The organism is Paraburkholderia sp. MM5477-R1, assembly GCF_050436385.1.
Lineage (GTDB): Bacteria > Pseudomonadota > Gammaproteobacteria > Burkholderiales > Burkholderiaceae > Paraburkholderia > Paraburkholderia tuberum.
The window spans coordinates 336,461-355,780 of the sequence record NZ_JBNDMC010000010.1 but is presented as its reverse complement, the minus strand read 5'-3'; the positions used below and the strand labels follow the sequence as shown (position 1 = coordinate 355,780).

General features: G+C 63.6%; 17 protein-coding genes. 14 read left to right on the top strand and 3 right to left on the bottom strand.

Going from position 1 to position 19,320, the window contains the following annotated elements:
- Nucleotides 1-21 precede the first annotated feature (21 nt).
- The 5 genes from OKW35_RS45450 to OKW35_RS45430 all read left to right on the top strand — a co-directional run bounded on the left by OKW35_RS45450 (nucleotide 22) and on the right by OKW35_RS45430 (nucleotide 4,160).
- Nucleotides 22-297: an oxidoreductase-like domain-containing protein gene (locus tag OKW35_RS45450; RefSeq protein WP_429555484.1), complete on the top strand. Its 276-nt coding sequence runs from the start codon at nucleotides 22-24 to the stop codon at nucleotides 295-297.
- A 41-nt stretch (nucleotides 298-338) separates the two neighbouring features.
- Nucleotides 339-1,208: an NAD-dependent protein deacetylase gene (locus OKW35_RS45445; protein WP_429334235.1), complete on the top strand. Its 870-nt coding sequence runs from the start codon at nucleotides 339-341 to the stop codon at nucleotides 1,206-1,208.
- Nucleotides 1,209-1,263: 55 nt separating this feature from the next.
- Nucleotides 1,264-1,872: a DUF938 domain-containing protein gene (locus OKW35_RS45440; protein WP_429555483.1), complete on the top strand. Its 609-nt coding sequence runs from the start codon at nucleotides 1,264-1,266 to the stop codon at nucleotides 1,870-1,872.
- Between the two features lie 266 nt (nucleotides 1,873-2,138).
- Nucleotides 2,139-3,548: an NADP-dependent phosphogluconate dehydrogenase gene (gene gndA, locus OKW35_RS45435; protein WP_429403522.1), complete on the top strand. Its 1,410-nt coding sequence runs from the start codon at nucleotides 2,139-2,141 to the stop codon at nucleotides 3,546-3,548.
- Nucleotides 3,549-3,824: 276 nt separating this feature from the next.
- Nucleotides 3,825-4,160, top strand: a complete 336-nt coding sequence (locus OKW35_RS45430) for a DUF4148 domain-containing protein (protein WP_429555482.1) — start codon at nucleotides 3,825-3,827, stop codon at nucleotides 4,158-4,160.
- A 153-nt stretch (nucleotides 4,161-4,313) separates the two neighbouring features.
- Here the strand turns inward: OKW35_RS45430 and OKW35_RS45425 are convergent, their stop codons facing one another.
- Complete coding sequence (locus OKW35_RS45425) at nucleotides 4,314-4,634, bottom strand: hypothetical protein (RefSeq protein ID WP_090809379.1); 321 nt, start codon at nucleotides 4,632-4,634, stop codon at nucleotides 4,314-4,316.
- 230 nt (nucleotides 4,635-4,864) lie between these two features.
- Here OKW35_RS45425 and OKW35_RS45420 point away from each other — a divergent pair, with 230 nt between their 5' ends.
- From OKW35_RS45420 to ltaE, 3 genes are all read left to right on the top strand, one after another.
- Nucleotides 4,865-5,176 carry a cupin domain-containing protein gene (locus tag OKW35_RS45420; RefSeq protein ID WP_429555481.1) on the top strand — a complete coding sequence of 104 codons (312 nt, stop codon included), beginning with the start codon at nucleotides 4,865-4,867 and terminating at the stop codon, nucleotides 5,174-5,176.
- A 149-nt stretch (nucleotides 5,177-5,325) separates the two neighbouring features.
- Nucleotides 5,326-6,129, top strand: coding sequence for a peptidoglycan DD-metalloendopeptidase family protein (locus OKW35_RS45415; RefSeq protein WP_184037114.1), 804 nt, complete (start codon nucleotides 5,326-5,328; stop codon nucleotides 6,127-6,129).
- Nucleotides 6,130-6,315: 186 nt separating this feature from the next.
- Nucleotides 6,316-7,323 carry a low-specificity L-threonine aldolase gene (gene ltaE / locus OKW35_RS45410; protein ID WP_184060545.1) on the top strand — a complete coding sequence of 336 codons (1,008 nt, stop codon included), beginning with the start codon at nucleotides 6,316-6,318 and terminating at the stop codon, nucleotides 7,321-7,323.
- A 141-nt stretch (nucleotides 7,324-7,464) separates the two neighbouring features.
- Here the strand turns inward: ltaE and OKW35_RS45405 are convergent, their stop codons facing one another.
- Nucleotides 7,465-8,835 carry an MFS transporter gene (locus OKW35_RS45405; RefSeq protein ID WP_184072591.1) on the bottom strand — a complete coding sequence of 457 codons (1,371 nt, stop codon included), beginning with the start codon at nucleotides 8,833-8,835 and terminating at the stop codon, nucleotides 7,465-7,467.
- Between the two features lie 773 nt (nucleotides 8,836-9,608).
- On the opposite strand from OKW35_RS45405, the gene OKW35_RS45400 reads away from it, so the two are divergent.
- On the top strand, nucleotides 9,609-12,062 hold the full coding sequence (locus OKW35_RS45400) for a glycogen/starch/alpha-glucan phosphorylase (protein WP_187613623.1): 2,454 nt from the start codon (nucleotides 9,609-9,611) through the stop codon (nucleotides 12,060-12,062).
- A 113-nt stretch (nucleotides 12,063-12,175) separates the two neighbouring features.
- Here OKW35_RS45400 and OKW35_RS45395 read toward each other — a convergent pair whose 3' ends face one another.
- Nucleotides 12,176-12,565, bottom strand: a complete 390-nt coding sequence (locus tag OKW35_RS45395; protein ID WP_429555480.1) for a DUF6232 family protein — start codon at nucleotides 12,563-12,565, stop codon at nucleotides 12,176-12,178.
- Between the two features lie 250 nt (nucleotides 12,566-12,815).
- Here OKW35_RS45395 and OKW35_RS45390 point away from each other — a divergent pair, with 250 nt between their 5' ends.
- From OKW35_RS45390 to OKW35_RS45370, 5 genes are all read left to right on the top strand, one after another.
- Nucleotides 12,816-13,139: a type II toxin-antitoxin system RelE/ParE family toxin gene (locus OKW35_RS45390; RefSeq protein ID WP_429555479.1), complete on the top strand. Its 324-nt coding sequence runs from the start codon at nucleotides 12,816-12,818 to the stop codon at nucleotides 13,137-13,139.
- A 12-nt stretch (nucleotides 13,140-13,151) separates the two neighbouring features.
- Nucleotides 13,152-13,445 carry a hypothetical protein gene (locus tag OKW35_RS45385; RefSeq protein WP_429555478.1) on the top strand — a complete coding sequence of 98 codons (294 nt, stop codon included), beginning with the start codon at nucleotides 13,152-13,154 and terminating at the stop codon, nucleotides 13,443-13,445.
- A 525-nt stretch (nucleotides 13,446-13,970) separates the two neighbouring features.
- Nucleotides 13,971-16,343, top strand: coding sequence for a DUF2345 domain-containing protein (locus tag OKW35_RS45380; protein WP_429555477.1), 2,373 nt, complete (start codon nucleotides 13,971-13,973; stop codon nucleotides 16,341-16,343).
- A gap of 6 nt (nucleotides 16,344-16,349) precedes the next feature.
- Nucleotides 16,350-18,683 (top strand): peptidase M23, encoded by a 2,334-nt coding sequence (locus OKW35_RS45375; protein WP_429555476.1) that lies wholly within the window; start codon nucleotides 16,350-16,352, stop codon nucleotides 18,681-18,683.
- Entirely contained in the window at nucleotides 18,680-19,303 is a 624-nt protein-coding gene (locus tag OKW35_RS45370; protein ID WP_429555475.1) for a hypothetical protein, read from the top strand. Before OKW35_RS45375 ends, OKW35_RS45370 begins: the two co-directional genes overlap by 4 nt.
- The last annotated feature ends 17 nt before the right edge of the window (nucleotides 19,304-19,320 follow it).

Genomic DNA, 19,320 nt, shown 5'->3' with positions numbered 1-19,320 from the left:
TTCCACGCAAAGCAAGCCGCCGTGCCCCGCGCCACACCCAGCGACGACCCGCCGCCGCAGCCGCCCGTGCGGCCCGATCTCGACGACTGCTGTCATAGCGGCTGCACGCAGTGTGTATTCGATCTCTACGATGAAGCGCTGGAGCGCTACGAGCTCGCGCTGGCTGCGTGGCACAAGCGGCAGGCGCAGAAGGCGCGGCCAGCGCGGCGACCGGACACGCAGGGCGCGAAGTCGAAACCGCAAGCCGACGCGCGTCGCTCGACACCCGCGCGCGGCAAACCGAGCCCTCGCCGCTGATTCGCGCACGAATTCGCGCACGATCGTCCACCGTCCCCGTTATGACCGACCTTCAGCTCACGCCGACCGAATCTCTCACCGATCCGCACACGCTCGACGATCTGCACCGCTTCGTGCAGCGTCATCCGCGCCTGTTCGTGCTGACCGGCGCGGGCATCAGCACTGACTCCGGCATCCCCGGCTACCGGGACGACAACGGCGCATGGAAGCGCTCGCCGCCGATCACGCTGCAGGAGTTCCTTGGCACGCCGGCGATGCGTCAGCGCTACTGGGCGCGCAGCATGGTCGGCTGGCCGCTCGTCGCGCGCGCGCAGCCGAATGCCGCGCATGTCGCGCTCGCGCGGCTCGAAGCGGCCGGTCACGTGCCGACGCTGGTCACGCAGAACGTCGACGGCTTGCATCAGCGCGCGGGCAGCCGCGACGTGATCGAGCTGCATGGCGGCATCGACGGCGTCAGTTGTCTCGACTGCGGCATGCAGCACTCGCGCGCGGCGATCCAGCAGACGCTCGAAGCCGACAACCCCGCTCTGCTCGACGTCACGGCCGAAGCCGCCGCCGATGGCGACGCGCACCTCGAGTGGCACGATCTCGGCGGTTTTCGCGTGCCGGCATGCGCGAACTGCGGCGGGTTGCTGAAGCCGTCGGTGGTGTTCTTCGGCGAGAACGTGCCGAAGGCGCGCGTCGAAGCGGCGTCGCATGCGCTCGATGCGGCCGACGCCGTGCTCGTGGCCGGCTCGTCGCTGATGGTGTATTCCGGCTACCGCTTCTGCGTGTGGGCGCAGCGCCAGGGCAAGCCGATCGCGGCGATCAACCTCGGCCGCACGCGCGCCGATCCGCTGCTGTCGCTGAAGGTGGCCGCGCCGTGCGGCGATACCTTGAGCGCGCTCGCCGGTCTGCTGGCTGGCGATTGAGAATGAGTAGATCCCGTGGATCACCGTCAAAACCTGAGGAACACCAGAGCCGACGATGACCGACTCCCGGCAACATTCGCCATCCGCCGAACGCAATCGCGAACCGATCCTCGCCGTGCTGCGCGAGGCGCTGCCGGCGAGCGGCCGCGTGCTCGAAATCGCGAGCGGCACCGGTGAGCACGCGATCTGCTTCGCCGGCGCGCTGCCCGGTCTCGACTGGCAGCCGAGCGATGCCGATGCGCAGGCGCGCGAGTCGATTGCCGCGTGGACCGCGCAGGCGGGGCTCGCGAACCTGCGCGCGCCGCTCGCGCTCGACGTGCATCAGCCGGACTGGGGCGTCGATGCGCTCGACGCCGTCGTCTGCATCAACATGATCCACATCTCGCCGTGGAGCGCGGCGCAGGCACTTTTCGACGGCGCCGGGCGGCGCCTCGTCGACGGCGGCGTGCTCTATCTATACGGCCCTTACCGGCGCGGCGGCGCGCACACGGCGCCGAGCAACGAAGCGTTCGATCAATGGTTGAAGAGCCGCGATCCCGAATGGGGCGTGCGCGATATGGAAGCGGTCGTCGCGCTCGGCGACACGGCGGGGCTCACCTGCGAACGGGTGGTCGCGATGCCCGCGAACAACTTCAGCCTGGTGTTCACGAAGCGGGCAGGGTAGCGGGGGCACCGACGGGCCGCGCATTCGTCCACGCCTTGCGCCAAACCTCGGTGCGATCCCAAACCGAACCCGCCGCGCAAACGCCGACGCGCGCACAATACCTGTCGTCACGCGCAAACATGAGCACGACAGGAGCACGAGCAACTGGCGGCTTGCCCCCTCCCAAGCGGCAAGCGCGCATTTCTTTTATCCTTTCACCCTCGACGCCGCGCCGCCGTTCTCATGGCGCGGCGCCACGACATTTTTTTGGACTCTGGAGAATTCAAATGGGCAAACAGGCAATCGGCGTGGTGGGGCTGGCGGTCATGGGCCGCAATCTGGCGCTCAACATCGAGAGCCGCGGCCACGCGGTGTCGGTCTACAACCGTAGCCGCGCGAAAACCGACGAACTCATCGCCGAATTTCCGGACCGCAAACTGGTGCCGGCTTTCACGCTGGAAGAGTTCGTCGACTCGCTCGAAAAGCCGCGCCGCATTCTGATGATGGTCAAGGCCGGTGAGCCGACCGACGCGACCATTGCCTCGCTCAAGCCGCTGCTCGAAAAAGGCGACATCCTGATCGACGGCGGCAACACGCCTTTCACCGACACGATCCGCCGCAACCAGGAACTCGCGAAGGCGGGTCTGCATTTCATCGGCACCGGCGTCTCGGGCGGCGAGGAAGGCGCGCTGAAAGGCCCGTCGATCATGCCGGGCGGTCCGCGCGACGCGTACGACCTCGTCGCGCCGATCCTCACCGAGATCGCCGCGAAGGCGCCGGACGGCGAGCCCTGCGTCGCGTACATGGGACCGGACGGCGCGGGCCACTTCGTGAAGATGGTGCACAACGGCATCGAGTACGGCGACATGCAGCTGATCGCCGAAAGCTACGCGGTGTTGAAGCAGGTCGTCGGATTGTCGAACGAGGAACTCGGCAAGGTCTATACCGAGTGGAACCAGGGCGAGCTCGACAGCTATCTGATCGAAATCACGTCGAAGATCTTCGGCAAGAAGGACGACGAAACCGGCAAGGACCTCGTCGACGTGATTCTCGACCGTGCCGCGCAGAAGGGCACCGGCAAGTGGACCAGCCAGAACGCGCTGGACCTCGGCGCGCCGTTGCCGCTGATCACCGAGGCGGTGTTCGCGCGCGTGCTGTCGTCGCTGAAGACGCAGCGCGTGGCCGCGAGCAAGCTGCTGGAAGGTCCGCAGGCGAGGCCGCTCGAAGGCGCGAAGGACGCGTTCATCGAATCGGTGCGTCGCGCGTTGTACTTCAGCAAGGTGATCTCGTACGCGCAGGGCTTCGCGCAGTTGCGCGCCGCGTCGGAAGAGTACAACTGGGATCTCGACTACGGGACGATCGCGAAGATTTTCCGCGCGGGCTGCATCATCCGCGCGCGCTTCCTGCAGAAGATCACCGACGCCTATTCGAAGGACAAGGCGCTCGCGAACCTGCTGCTCGACCCGTACTTCCGCGACATCGCGAAGAACTACCAGGCGGCGCTGCGCGAAGTCGTGGTGGCCGCGGTCAACGCGGGTGTGCCGGTGCCGGCATTCGCGTCGGCGATCGCGTATTTCGACGCCTACCGCTCGGAGCGTCTGCCCGCGAACCTCGTGCAAGCGCAGCGCGACTTCTTCGGCGCGCATACGTTCGAACGCATCGACAAGCCGGGCAGCTTCCACGCGCAGTGGAGCTGAGCGGTTGAAAAAACGGCCCGGCGCGCCATGGTGACAGGGCGCGCCGGGCCGTTGCTCCGTTTGGATCAACAAGGAAACGCCGCATTATTACCAAATGTCTCGCGGGTTAAACGCGGACTTTAAAGAATGCCAAATGATTATTGCGACGGCAGCAATAGAGTTTCACTGGTTTAAGGGTTTACCCTAGATCGAGACACCTCTAAACTTGTTTTCAATCGCTGAGGGATAAGCAGAAACCCGAAGCGCGCCACACAACAAGTCCTTTGGAGGTTAATCATGAAGACCCTGATTTCCGCTGTTGCTATCGCCGCCGCCCTCGTTGTTCCGGTCGCGTCGTTCGCTCAAGCGAGTCAGCCGGTGACCCGTGCTCAGGTTCGCGCTGAAATGATTCAACTCGAAAAGGCCGGCTACAAGCCGAGCGCCAGCGACGTGAACTACCCGGCCGACATCCAGGCAGCGCAAGCACGCGTCGATGCGCAGCGCGGCACGGCCATCGCGGCCAACCCCGCAGACACCAGCGGCTACGGCGCTCCGGCCGCCGGCACGTCGCAAGCTGGCCACGCTGTCATTCCGGCGAAGGCCAACCGTGACTCGGTGTACTTCGGCAACTAATCGCAGTAGAAGTCCGCAGATATAGTGAGTAGTTGTTGTGCGCTGTAGACGCCGCTTCGTGGAATAGCGCGAACGCGGCGGGCAAGAAAAAACGCCATCCGGTTCGATCGGATGGCGTTTTGTCGTTTACGGCGCCGTGCTGCGACGTTCCCGTCAATGCAGCGTTCGCTGCCGCCGGCCGATGTCATCGAACAGCGCGCGGCTCGGCTCCAGCGCGAGCAGCCACGATTCGTCGTAGTCGCTCAGGTTGTCGAGCGCCTCGCGCAGCCGTTCGAGCGCCACCGCCGGCAGTTCGACGCTCGCCTCGACCCCGCTCGACAGTCTCGCGATGCTCGCCAGTTGCACGAGCGCATCGGCGGCCTCGGCAACTTCGGCGGCGAAGATCAGATGCGTGTTCAGCAGTTCGACGAGGCCGGCAGACGCCGCCACATCGTCGACGTTGAGTTGCACGGCCAGAAAGGTGGCTTTGTTCATGCTCGATTCCTCCCAGAATCCCAACATTGTCGTGAGCTGCTCCGCGCGGCTTGACTGAGTATAGGCGATGGTCGATCGCCTGCAATGATCGGACGGAACGACCGTGGCGGCTTGCTCGCCCAGACGCGCGGGCCACGCGACCTATAATAGGGCCAGCCGCGCGAGCGCCGACGCCGTGGGCGCACGGCGCCGCCCGCCGGGCTTGCGCGCTTGCCAATTGCTCATCGACCATGAACATCATCCGCAGCAGAAGCTTCACCGCGTCGCGTGCCTGGGGCGCGCTCGACATCGCGAACATGAACGGCGTCACCACGCGTCTGCATTGGACCGACCAGCCGTACAAGTGGCACGTGAACGACGGCGAGGAGGTATTCGCCGTGCTCGACGGCCGCGTCGAAATGCGCTATCGCGAAGACGGCGTCGAACGCACGACAGTGCTCGAAACCGGCGACGTGTTCCATGCGTCGGTCGGCACCGAGCATGTCGCGCATCCGCTGGGCGCGGCACGCGTGCTCGTCGTCGAAAAGCAGGGCAGCGTCTGAAGAACACGGCAGTTTGACGGCGCGTGTGTGGCGGTCGCGCACGATATCCAGGCGGCAGCGGACAACCGCGACCGTGTGCAAGCGTGACGGCACGGCAATTGCTGCGGCGTCGATTGAATCGGATTGAGACACAGGTCGAGGAAAAGCAGATGACACAACAATGGCAACCGACGGCGATCCGCCTGCTGATGGCGGCGGCGCTCGGCGTGGCGATCGCCGGCTGCACGACGATGCCGTGGGAAAGCACGCCGTTTTACAGCAACGCGCCGTCGAGCACGACCAGCCTCGCGACCGTCCCGGTGCCCGCCGGCTACTATCGCGTCAATCCGGGCGATACGCTGTCCGGCATCGCTTCGGCCTATGGACGAAGGCCGCAGGAAATCGCGGCCTGGAACGGCTTGCCGGTCAACGCGGCGGTCGCGCCCGGCCAGGTGCTGCGCGTTTCACCGCCGATGGCCTCGGGCAGCGTGGTCACGCCGCCGGTCGCGGTGGCGCCGGGTGCGCCAGCCGCGCCGGGCGCGACGGCGAACGTGCCGCCGGGCGCCGTACCCGGTGCGCCGGCCCCTGCCGCCGTGCCGCAGCAGGGCGTGCTGCAATGGCCATTGCGCGGACCGATCCTGCGCGCGTTCGCGCCGGGCAAATCCAACGGCATCGTGATCGGCGGCCAACCCGGTGATCCGGTCAAGGCCGCGGCGACCGGCCGCGTGGTGTACGCGGGCACCGGCATCGAAGCCTACGGCCCGCTCATCATCATCAAGCACAACGATTCGCTGATCACCGCGTACGGCCAGAACAGCCAGCTACTCGTCAAGGAAGGCGACGCGGTGGCGCAAGGGCAGACGATCGGCGAGGTCGGTGTCGATAGCCGCGGCGTCGCGTCGATCCAGTTCGAAGTGCGCGAGAACGGCCAGCCGGTCGATCCGCTCCAGTGGTTGCCGAAGCCTGGCGGCTGAGCGTCCCCGTCGCGACTGTTGGCTCATCGCAGCCGGATCGGCGCGCTTCTCGGGGATGCGCCGATTTTCAGCGTCGTCTGAATTGAATACACTGTATGGCTCGTTTGCCGGCGCGCGCGTTCCTTCCGGAATGCACGGGCGGCCGGTTGCCGTAGGCTGTCATTCATGGACGCACAGGGACACACAATGATCGATTTGCGCAGCGATACCGTTACCCGTCCGACTCCGCCGATGCTCGCGGCGATGTCGGCGGCCGAAGTCGGCGACGACGTCTGGGGCGACGACCCCACCGTCCTGCGTCTGCAGGCCACGCTGGCCGAGCGCACCGGCAAGGAAGCGGGGCTGTTCTTCCCGAGCGGCACGCAAAGCAACCTCGCCGCGTTGATGGCGCACTGCGCGCGCGGCGACGAATACATCGTCGGCCAGCTCGCGCACACCTACAAATACGAGGGCGGCGGCGCGGCCGTGCTCGGCAGCATCCAGCCCCAACCGCTCGAAAACGCCGCCGACGGCTCGATCCCGCTCGACAAGATCGCCGCCGCGATCAAGCCGATCGACGATCACTTCGCGCGCACGCGGTTGCTCGCGCTGGAAAACACGATCGGCGGCAAGGTGCTGCCGGCGCAGTACGTCGCCGATGCGACGCGGCTCGCGCGCGAGCGCGGCCTCGCCACCCACCTCGACGGCGCGCGCGTGTTCAACGCGGCGGTCGCGGCGGGCAAGCCGGTCGCGGCGCTGGCCGAGCCGTTCGATTCGGTGTCGATCTGTTTTTCGAAGGGACTGGGCGCGCCGGTCGGCTCGGTGCTGGTCGGCAGCCGCGCGCTGATCGACGTCGCGCATCGCTGGCGCAAGGTGCTCGGCGGCGGCATGCGCCAGGCTGGCGTGCTCGCGGCGGCGTGCCTGTACGCGCTCGATCACAACGTCGAGCGGCTCGCCGATGACCACGCGAACGCCGCGCATCTGGCGGCGGGGCTGGAGACGATCGAGCAGGTGAAGGTGCAGTCGGTCGCGACGAACATGGTGTTCGCGCAGTTTCCGCAGCAGCATTGCGCGCCGCTCGAGGCGTGGCTCAAGGAGCGCGGCATCCTCACGCAGATGCTGTATGCGTCGCGCTTCGTCACGCACATGGATGTGTCGCGCGACGATATCGACACGTTCGTTGCCGCGGTGAAGGCGTATTTCGCGGCACGTTGATCGCGCCGCATGGGTCGCAAGCGAGGCGGCTCGCGCGGTTGCCGCCTCGTCTTCCCGCACTGGCTCCAACTCGCGCGCGCTCGTTCGAGACGCGCTTCATTCAGGCTTCATCCCCGCCTCACGCGCCGTCCGGCGCATATCTCACTTGACCGCCGCCTTCGCCTGCACGCCCGCGCGATGCGACGGCGCGAGCAGCCGCAAGCCGCTCGCCAGGCTCGCCGCGCCGGCGAAGAACGCGCCGAGGCCGAGCGCGAGCGTCGGCCCATGCTGGCGGCCGGCAATGCCGAAGCACAGCGCGACCAGCGCCGCGCCGGTCGCCTGTCCGAGCAGCCGCGCGGTCGCCACGATGCCGCTCGCGCCGCCGCTGCGCTCCGGCGGCGCGCTCGCCATCAGCGCCTTCAGGTTCGGCGACTGGAAAAAGCCGAAACCCGCGCCGCAGATCGCCATACGGATGCCGATGTCGAGCACGTGCGGATGGGCGGGCAGCATCGCCAGCGAGGCCATCCCCGCCGACAACACCGCGAGCCCGATCGCGCCGAGCAGCCCCGGCGGGTAGCGGTCCGACAGGCCGCCCGCGAGCGGCGCGGCGAGCGCGACCACGACGGGCCACGGCGTCATCAGGAAGCCGGTTTCGACCTGGCTGCGCAGCAGCACGTCCTCGAAATAGAACGGCAGCGACACGAACGCGAGACCCTGCGCGGCGAACGAGCACACGGCCGTCACCGCCGACAGCGCGAACACCGGCCGCTTGAACAGATCGACAGGCAGCATCGGCGCGGGGTGGCCCGCCTCGCGGCGGATCAGCAGCAGCCCGAACACGCCGGCGAGCGCCGCGGCGCTGAGCACGATCTGCAGCGACGCGCGTTGCGCCGCCTCGCCGAGCGCGAAGATCAGCGCGGCGAACGTGACCACGTTGAGCAGCGCCGCCACCGGATCGAGCGGGTGTCGGCTCTGCGCGGTATGCGGCAGCGCCGGCATCGCGAAGCTCAGCGCGAGTACACCGAGCGGCACGTTGACCGCGAACAGCCACGGCCAGGTCGCGACCGACAGAATCAACGACGCCACCGTCGGCCCGACCGCGAACGACACACCGACGATCAGCGCATTGGTGCCAAGCCCGCGACCGAGCCGATGCGGCGGGTACAGATAGCGGATCAGCGCGGTGTTGACGCTCATGATCGCGCTGGCGCCCAAGCCCTGCACGATGCGCGCGGCGGCGAGCAGCGGCAGCGTCGGCGCCATCGCACAGCCGAGCGAGCTCAGCGTGAACAGCGCGATGCCGCCGATATAGATGCGCCGATGTCCGACGATGTCGCCGAGCGCGGCGAGCGGCAGCAGCGTCGCGACCATCGCGAGCTGATATGCGTTGATGATCCAGACCGAGGCGGCCGGCGCCGCGTGCAGGTCGCCGGCGATCGCGGGCAGCGCGGTGTTGGCGATCGCGGTATCGAGCGTGGCGAGCGCGACGGCGAGCATGATCGCGGCCATCGCGCGGCGGTTGGCGGCCGACATCGGGCCGTCGGCGGGGAGAGTCGGCGTGGGGACGCCGACGGCGGGGCTGAGCTTATCGGACAAGGCGTGGCTCGCGGGGTTGGGCATGCCGCTGTCGGTCGCTTCCGGAGAGGCGACGCGCTCGGGCGGCGGTTTCGTCGTGGGTGAGGCGCGCGCGGTCGGTCCACGGGGGATCGGCGTGGCGGCTTGTGCGGCGCAACGTCGCGATTGTTGCAGAGACGGCACGATCGTGCAGGGAGGCGGGCAGGGGAGGCGGCTAGAAGATGAGGCGCTTTGATCTCAATGAAACGCAACTAACCGCCAATCCCGCCCGCCATCTCCGAATCGGTACACGCCCCGTGTCAAATCCAACACGCATACGACAGAACCGCCCGGCAGAACGGGCCGCCCGATTCGATCGCAAAATCAGGCTATTCGGGGCTTCATCCGCTCGTCACGCATCGGAAAAATAATCGATGTGCGGCTCGCAGATTCTTCGGGCGTTTGCCTTCCCCAACCCGCTTTCGTCACCCGACTCACGCGCGCCGATGCCCACCCCGAGTGCCGCTGCCACGCGGTTTTGCACCGCGTCCGGGCGCCCGCCGCGGCTCGGTCGCGCGGCAGCGGGCGAGCTCGCCGGGCACGCCGTATGCGTTACCGTCCGCTCGCGCGCCAGTGTGCGCGATCCCTAAAATGTCCTACTCTATTTTTTTAAACCGCTCCGACAGGCACGCGCCTCCCGTCCGTCTCTCGTGCGGTTCGCGTTTGCCATGTCGACCTTCCCGGAGGCTTCGATGACAGCCGTCGATCTGGAATTCGACCAGCTCAACAGTACCGTCGACGCGCTACGGCGCTCAATTTCGAATCGCATGATGTACGGCGTCGGCAAGGACGCCGTCACCGCTCACCCGCACGACTGGCTGCACGCGGCCGCGCTGGCCGTGCGCGACCGGCTCGTCGCGCGCTGGATGAAGACCACGCGCCTGCAATACGAGCAGGACGTGAAGCGGGTCTACTACCTGTCGATGGAGTTTCTGATCGGCAGGACCTTTACCAACGCGCTACTCGCGCTCGGCATTCACGATCAGATGAAGGAGGCGCTCGCGAGCCTCGGCGTCGACATGGACGCGCTGATCGATCTCGAACCCGACGCAGCGCTCGGCAACGGCGGCCTCGGCCGGCTTGCGGCGTGCTTTCTCGACTCGATGGCGACGCTCGGCATTCCGGGCTTCGGCTACGGCATCCGTTACCAGTACGGCATGTTCCGTCAGGAAATCGTCAACGGCGAGCAGGTCGAGGCGCCCGACTATTGGCTGCGCGCCGGCAATCCATGGGAATTTCCGCGACCCGAAATCAAGTACATGGTGCACTTCGGCGGCCGCACCGTGCAGCGCGGCGACAAGACCGAATGGATCGACACCGAGCATGTGAACGCGACCGCCTACGACACCGTGATCCCCGGCTACGCGACCGACGCGACCAACACGCTGCGCCTATGGTCCGCGCGCGCGACCGAGGAACTCGACCTCGGCGCATTCAATCGTGGCGACTACCGCAACGCGGTCGACACCAAGAACATGTCGGAGAACGTGTCGCGGCTGCTCTATCCGGACGATTCGACGCCGGCGGGCCGCGAGTTGCGGCTGCGCCAGGAGTACTTCTTCGTGTCGGCGACGATGCAGGATCTGATCCGCCGCTATCAGCGCACGCACAGCACGTTCGGACGCTTCTCGGAGAAGGTCGCGGTGCATCTGAACGACACGCACCCGGTGCTCGCGATTCCCGAGCTGATGCGCCTGCTCGTCGACGAGCATCATGTGCCGTGGGACAAGGCGTGGAAACACCTGACGCAGATCTTCTCGTACACGAATCACACGCTGATGCCCGAGGCGCTCGAAACATGGGATGTCGAAATGTTGTCACGCCTGCTGCCGCGGCATCTCGAGATCATCTTCGAAATCAACGCACAGTTTCTGAAGCACGTCAGCGAGCACTCGGGCCACGACGCCGAGATGATCCGCCGCATTTCGCTCGTCGATGAATATGGGCAGCGGCGCGTGCGCATGGCGTATCTGGCGATCGTCGCGAGTCACAAGGTGAACGGCGTGTCGAAGCTGCATTCGCAGCTGATGACGCGCGACATCTTCGCCGACTTCGCGCGCATCTATCCGGACCGCTTCACCAACGTGACCAACGGCATCACGCCGCGCCGCTGGCTCGCGCAGGCGAGTCCGTCGCTGTCGTCGCTGATCGACGCGCGCATCGGCACACACTGGCGCAGCAATCTGTTCGAGCTCGAGCAGCTGCGTAATCTGCGCAAGGACGACGAGTTCGTCGAAGCGTTCCGCGAGGCCAAACGACAGAGCAAGCTGCGGCTCGTGCACCGGCTCGCGCATCACACGAAGCTGCACTTCGACCCGGACGCGCTGTTCGATCTGCAGGTCAAGCGCATTCACGAATACAAGCGCCAGTTGCTGAACTTGCTGCACGTGATCGTACGCTACAACGAGATCCGCGCGAATCCGGAGCGCGACTGGGTGCCGCGCGTCGTGCTGTTTGCGGGCAAAGCCGCGTCCGCGTACCGGATGGCCAAGACGATCATCAAGCTGATCGGCGACGTCAGCGAGAAGGTCAATCATGATCCGCTGATCGGCGACAGGCTGAAGGTCGTGTTCGTGCCGAACTACGGCGTCAGCGTGGCCGAGCTGATCATTCCGGCGGCCGATCTGTCGGAGCAGATCTCGATGGCCGGCACCGAGGCGTCGGGCACCGGCAACATGAAGCTCGCGCTCAATGGCGCATTGACGATCGGCACGATGGACGGCGCGAACATCGAGATCTGCGACGCGGTGGGGCGCGAGAACATCTTCATCTTCGGTCACTCCGCCGACGAGGTGGACGACCTGCGCGCAAGCGGCTATCGGCCGCGGCGGATTTACGAGGAAAACGAAGCACTGCGCACCGCGCTCGATCAGATTCGCACGGGCTTCTTTTCGCCGGACGATCCGCTGCGCTTCTCGGATATCTTTCACACGCTGGTCGACTGGGGCGATCACTATATGGTGCTCGCCGATTTCGACGCGTTCGCGAAGGCGCAGAACGAAGTGGATGCGCGTTTCGTCGACAAGCACGCGTGGGCCGAAAGCGCGATCGAGAACGTCGCGGGGATGGGGCAGTTCTCGTCGGATCGAACGATCGGCGAGTATGCGCGCAATATCTGGCGCGTGAGTCCGCTCAGTCTCGACTGAGCGCGAGATGACGGCAACGTAGTCGTTGCTTGCGGGCAAGCAGATCGAAAGCCGTGCGAGGCTGGTGCTGATCCGTCGCGCACGGCTTCGTCATGTTCGATCGTCGCCCCGCGTCAAGCCTTCGGCGCGGCAGCCGCGGCCTTCGCCCGATGCACTGCCTCGCCGACGCGTTCGACGAACTCGCGATCCGTACTCATCAGCGCTTCGCGCTCGCCGTCGGCCGTCTTGACCATCAGCCGATGCGTGACGTCCTGGGTCACCCAGGTAAGCCAACCGACCACGATCAGCATCACCCCGCATACGAGTCCCGCCGCCGAGTGCAGCACGCCCCCGACGATTGCGCCGATCAGCCCGGCCACCGAGATCACGAGCGGCACGACCTTGTTCTTCTGCACGGTCACGACCTGCACGTCGACGATATCGCGCAGCGGGAAGACCTGACCTGCGGATGAGAGGGCGTTGCGCGTGACCGACACGCCGCGATCGTTGAAAGGGCTTTCCATCGTTTCAATGCGAGGGTGGTGAAGCGCGCAGCGTAGCAGACTTCCTTCAAATTCCTAAAGTTACGGAGTTTTCTATCCTCTCTCAGGCCCGTGTTGCAAGGGAGAGCGATTCCAATGACTAAAAAAACAGTTGAGGGATTTTGACTAAAATATGGCGGCGCGAGTCAAAGAGTGGTTGCGGCAGCCTCGTGGGTCCGGCCGATGCCGCCTACTTCGAATCGCTGCGCGCCCGAGTGCGTACTTCGCGCAAATGACGGCCAAGCCCGTCATCCCAACGCGACTGGCCAAGCAAGACGTAGAAGACGAGCTGACCGACCACCTCGTAGACGAAGGCACGGAACAGGCAGCGCTCGCGTTCATTGCGGAGATCGAGCAAGCATACGCGCATCTCGCTAACCGCTCCAACATCGGGTCACCCCGTTACGGGTATGAGCTGGACATACCGGGCCTGCGGGCGTGGCCGCTTGCTCGCTACCCGCATCTGATCTTCTACATTGAGCGCAAGGATCACGTCGAGATATGGCGCGTGCTCAACGGAAAGCGGGATATCCCGGCGTGGCTCGCTGAGCGATGACAGCGAGTTCCATTGACGCCATTTGCACGGCACAGATCCCGCGAGCAGCCACTCGGCATTGACCTGGACACAATCGTCGCCCTCACGATCCCTTCATTTCAAGGTGCCTTGGGCGGGCCGCTTACACAGGCTGTTGAAAAGCGCCCCTTCATAAATACCGAAGAGGTGTTCGGGACGTTTGCGCAGGCGAAGGGTATTCCGGACCGTCGTCTTACTCCCCGCGATGCGGCGGACCTGCTGGCCGATGCGGCGCAAAGCGTTCAGGACAGACTTGCGACTCCTGGCACGACCACGACGAAGCACTAACTGGCTCTGTCAGCAATCCAATGAAGGCGGCTTGATGCCGCCTTTTTCAATTGCACGGCGAGAAGCAGACGTTTATTCGTTTTGCATATTGTGTCTGCATATGTTGTCACGCGCGTCCATCAGATAAATCATGTGCCTCCCGACCCGACCCGAACGAAACGCGCGGGGAGATGCTGGCCATGATTGAGCGCATCGCCGAACTTCTGGAGGCGCGCGCTCGCGGCGATGCCACGCTTCTCTCTACCACACTGCGCTATCACGAGCAGCAGGGCTGACCGTTTCCCGCGCGCGATCGACTCGCATGCGTCGTTCGCCATTAGGTGTTGCTGCACCCGTTTATCACGCATTTCCATCTCGAAAAAGCAAAGGATTCCGATTTAACGATCATTCACAAAATCGTTGGCAATTTCGCACAGGGTGAGTGGAGTGATTGACGGGCAGCGGGTACCGCCCTAGATTTTTTCGGTTGAAGGTTGCTGACGCAACAGTTGTGCCTCGTTTCTTTAACCATACAGGGATGTGTGGATGAATGCTGTCACGAAAAACTTTACCGCCGCGCTCAGCCATCCGAGCGCGCGCCTGACCCAGCACCTCAGGATCTGGATCGGCTCCCAGCCCCATGACCTCGACGTGCTCGATTTCAAGGCCAGCGGTGGCTTCTGCAAGGACTACCGCGTCGACGTCACGGTTACGTCGCCACGGCTGGAGATCGACGGCAAGCAGTATGTGGGCCGTCGCGCGGGCCTGCAGATCGACGAGCAGGCGGCGGTGCCCTCGGTGAGCTACGTGCAGCCCGTCAGTCACGACGCCGCCACCTTCAACGGCGTGGTGACGAGCTGGAAGCGCATCCGCACGAGCCGCGACGAGTCCGCGTACCGGCTGCTCATTGAGCCGCGCTTTGTGGCCCTCTGCAAACGCATCATCAAAAGCGACACATTCAAGGATGTGACGTTGCAGGAGCTGATCACCCAGGCGCTGGTCGACCGCAAGAATTTCGATGCCTTCGATGTCGAATTCCAGATCGAAGGGCTGCAGGAGAAGATGGAGCAGGTGGTGATGCTGGAGGAGTCGCTCTGGAGTTTCATCGCCCGCCATTGCCGCCGCCTCGGCGTTTTCTGGTTCTACAAGCAGGGTCGCGGCAAGGACGGCAAGCTCGATACCATTGTGTTCGCCAACAATCCGCGCGCCTATATCCGCTCGGTCGACGTGCCGCTGCTGGATGCCTCGGGCCTGCACGCGAGCTGGCACGAAGCGGCCCAGGCCGTGCATGAGCAGCGCGCGCTGGTGCCGGCCACCATCGAACTGTGGGAGCGCAACTACTGCACGCCGGACGATCCCCTTCGCGCCACGGCGAATGTCTCCATCGGGACGGATGACCGCTCGTCGTTCGGGCAGATCAGTCGCAGCGTCGAAGGCCATCTGACGCCAGCGCAGGGCGAAGCATTCGCCCAGACGCGGCGCGACGGGCAGATCGCGCGTCAGGCGACGCTGGCGGGCAGGACCGACGCCAAGGGCATCGCGGCGGGCGTGGTAATGAAGCTCACCAATGCGAAGATGCCGAGCGCCGAATACGGCTTCGTGATCACTTCGTTCAAGATGAAGGGCAGCCGCACCAAGCCGGCCTATACGCGCTTCAAGGCGATGCCGGCGAACCTGACCTACCGGCCGAGGTTTGACTTTGAGCGGGACTGGCGTTTTCTGCCTGGTCCCGCTGTGGGCGTGGTCACGACGAGCGACTCCGCCCCCTACGGCGACATGGACGACCACGGGCGTTATAGCGTGCTGCCGAAGTTCCTGCAGGGCACGGGCAACACCGACAACAAGCTGCTGAGGCTGCGCCTGCTGCGTCCGTCATCGTCCTACCAGGGCGGCTTCCACTCGCCCCTGCTGCCGGGGACCGAGGTCCTGCTCGACGCCGAAAATCGCGACGTGGACCGCATCTACATAGCGGGGGCCATGCACGACTACGCCCACCCGGACGTGGTGCGCGGAGATCAGTCGCTGTTTAGCTATGCCATCTGGCGCTCGCCGCTGCTCGGTGCGGAGGTGGTGTTCAACGATCTGCAAGGAAAGGAGAGTGCGCGCCTCGCGACGGTGTACAGCCAGACGGCCTTCAACCAGGGCTACCTGCTCAACAGCAAGAAGCTCGCTCGCGGAGAGGGGTTTGAGGCTACCACTAAATCGTGGGGCACGGCACGCGCGGCGAAGGGCCTGTTCCTCTCGGCGGACGCGGCAGCCGGGCCGGATACCCCGCACCTGGACATGCCCGCCGCTGTCGCGCAGCTCAAGGCGGCCCTGCAGCGCGTGACGGATCTGGCAACGGCGACCACGCAGGCCGGTGCTGATCCGGCCGACCGCGCCACGCAGTCGGCGCTGCTCGACGGGCTGAACCAGCTTCGCGACGCAGGGCTGCTCGCGAGCGCCCCCGGCGGCATGGCGTTCGTGACGCCGAAATCAATGCAGCACTCGGCGGGGCAGAACGCGATTGTCACGGCAGGCCAGGATATGGACGTGAGCGTCGTTAGGCGCCTGCGCATGGTGGCGGGGGATCTGATTTCGCTGTGTGCACACAAGCTCGGGATGAAATTTATCGCGGCGAAGGGGAAGGTCCTGATGGCAGCGCTCACGGACGGCATGGATCTGTTCGCGCAGAAGCAGTTGCGCGTCGCCAGCGAAAGTGCGGATGTGCAGGTGTCGGCGAAGTCGAAGATCACGCTCAACTGCGGCGGGGCCTCGGTTGTCATGGAGGCCGGCAACATCACGTTCCACTGCCCCGGCGCATACACCATCAAGGCCGCCTCGTTTACGTTTGTCGGCCCCGACAACGTGCCGGCCAAGCTGCCCCTCCTGCCGAATAGCGACCTACAGCTTAACGACCGGTATACCCACACGGACTAATACGCGATGATCATCAGCCCTCCCTTTCTGCCCGAAGCGGGCATCACCTCCACCGATGGCTCGAAGCCGGATCCCATGATGGACGCCGTCGACCAGTTCGAACTGGCGCGCGGCATCTACCCGGTCGCGTCTGACCGGCGCTGGCATTGCGGCAGTCATCTGGCACCGGACACGCACGGCGAGGTTTACGCCATTGCCGATGGCGAGGTGGTGGCGTACCGGGTCTGCCAGCACGCGGTGGATCCCTATAGCTGCAATGTAGGCTTCGCCCTGCTCAGGCATTCGACCGAAACGGGTGACGGTCGCAAGCTGACGTTCTATTCGCTCTACATGCATCTGCTGCCGCTCGCGGAGTACCAGTCATTCGGGCACGACGGGACACGGTTGCCGGAGTTCCTGCAAAAATCCTCCGGCGTGGACAGGAAAGGGCAGGTCACGCCTGCGGCGAAGGGCAGTGGCCAGAAGGTCAGGCGCAAGGATGTCCTTGGGTTTGTCGGACGCTACCAGGGCGTGACGCACCTGCACCTCGAAATCTTCATGGTGCCAGACGATTTCACGGCGTATTTCGGGCATACACAGCTCGGCGTGGCATCGCCAGCCACGGCGACAACGCCGGACTGCTGGGGCCACACCTATTACACGATTCCGGCCGGGCAGCAGTTCTTCGCGCAGCCGCCGGGAACCGGGGCGGACAACAAGCTGCACGGGATCAGGTTCACGCCGGGGCAGACGGACAAAAACGCGCTGCAACTCGTCGTCGAGATGTACTTCAGCAAGGGGGCGAAGTACACCAACGTCTGGAGTATCGCGACGGACGGTTCGCGCACGCTTCTGACGCCGGAGCCCGTCGAGGAAAAGGACTACGAATACGATCTCTACCATCGCGCGACGGCGCTCTACGATGCCTGCCCGAGCGACGGGTACGAGATGCAGCGCTTCGGGCGTGTCCTGTCCTCGGCCGTGACCCCGCCTCCAAACCCGCAGACCTGGGTGCAGGTGACCTACGCTGCGGGGAAGCAGGGGTATATCGATATCAGCAAGGCGGAGATCAGGAAGTTATCCGATGCGGATTTCCCGTCGTTCATGGGCTGGCAGAAGATCAGCGACGCCAACACGCCATTCGATAGTAACGGGATGTGCGATATCAACGCACTGAAGAAACTGGTCAAGGATGCGGGGGATACCGGCGAGCTACCGGTGATAGAGGACATGACGGAGGCACGGAGGGCGCAAGCGCTGTCAACCTATGTGAGGATGAACGATCCGGTGCGTCAGGCACTACGCGGATTTATCTGCAACGCGCCGAGCGAATGGGATAGCAAGAACAACGAGACGCGCTACACGAAGCTGCTCGATGAGGGCGGGTTCTACCACGGCAACCAAACGGGTTACGACGATTTTCTCAAGTACCTCAGGGAAGTCCAGTTCTGGGATGTGACCGGCTTGCCCGCCGGGGAGAAGCTCTGGTTCTTCCATCCGCTCGCGTTTATCCGGCACTTCAGGAAGTGTGCTTGGTTCTCCAAGGATGAGTTCGCGTTGATTTACCCGGACAGTCACATGTCTGGCAACGCGGCCGTTATTCGAGAGAAGTACAGAAAACCTCTGAACTTCTCTCTGCGAAAATACGGGATGTTGAATTACCTGAAGCAGTCGCACTTCTTAGGGCAGGGTGCAGTGGAATCTAACTTTCTCTGTACTATGCAGGAGTCGAGTATGGTGGGTAACGTGACGGCAACTGCTGTTTACGGTACTCACATAAATCCAGTATCGGTAAAATCAGAGAAAGATCTTGGGCATTGGTATGGTGCAATTCCGTCTGAAGACGACCCGTACTACAGATTGGCAAAATATAGTTCAAATGGTGGTTTAATCACCTCATCATATGACTGGAGAGGTGGGAACTGCGACCGAGAGGATGCCCAAAAATTTCGCGGTCGCGGGTTTAAGCAACTCACCTTCAGAAGTAATTACGCGGACTATTGGTTATATCGAGCATGGATTGAGCAATCGAGTTTTACTGCGTCGTGGTGGAGCGATCCACAATATCACGCGAAACATCGCGCACTGATGACAAAAATTCCTGCGCGCGTTGATAATCCTGAAGTTATCGCGACAGTGCCAGAGAATTGCTTGGACTCTGGGGCGTGGTACATAACCTGCCTCAGGCCGAAGGTTGTTCGTGCCATTGATAGTGACAGTTTTAACATACCGAAAACTGCAGCTGAACTCGCAAAAGAAGAGCAGATAATAAAAGATGTCACAAGGGGTATCAATGGTGCGCTTATCGGGCTTGATAAGCGAATTAAGTTTACTCGCATGATCAAGGGGGTTCTTCTGTGAAAACAAATTTTCTCGTATTTGTAGGTCTGCTCGCTGCATCAGTCCAAGCCTACTGCAATACTACTAACTCCACGAACACGGCAGCATCTTTTAATTTGTCTGTGCAGACCAAGGCCGGTGACTTTCACTGCTTGATAGACGAAGAACCCATTGACGTTGCACTGAGTTCGGATGGTGAGGCAGTTATCGTCTCGGGTACCGGCTACGTCCCCATAGGCGAGTTAAGTCATTGCAAGACTGACACGCCTGTTCACGTGAGGCGCGCAGCCCCGCACGTGGGGTTTCTATCGGACATAAATATCAAGGCTGGTATTTACGCATCAATGGTCCCAGTTAGCGTTTCACCTTTGAGTTTTTTAGCGGTTGTTGGAAAAATCGGGAGCGACAGGAATTTGGTTGAAAAACCGGGATTCTATAGAACCACTGTGAGAAAGTCTAAGTTGGAAGAAGAGGCATCTTCGGATATGGATCCAGTCATATCGCTTGATGGAAAATATATATCAGTAGACCGGCGTCAGTGCGGATCAGATCCTGATATTGACGTGATTGAAATCAAAACAGGAAAGACGATTGTAATCGACAACAAAGCCTGCAGCAGGTTGTTCAATTGGATTAAGTGATTGTTCAGCAGCCGGTG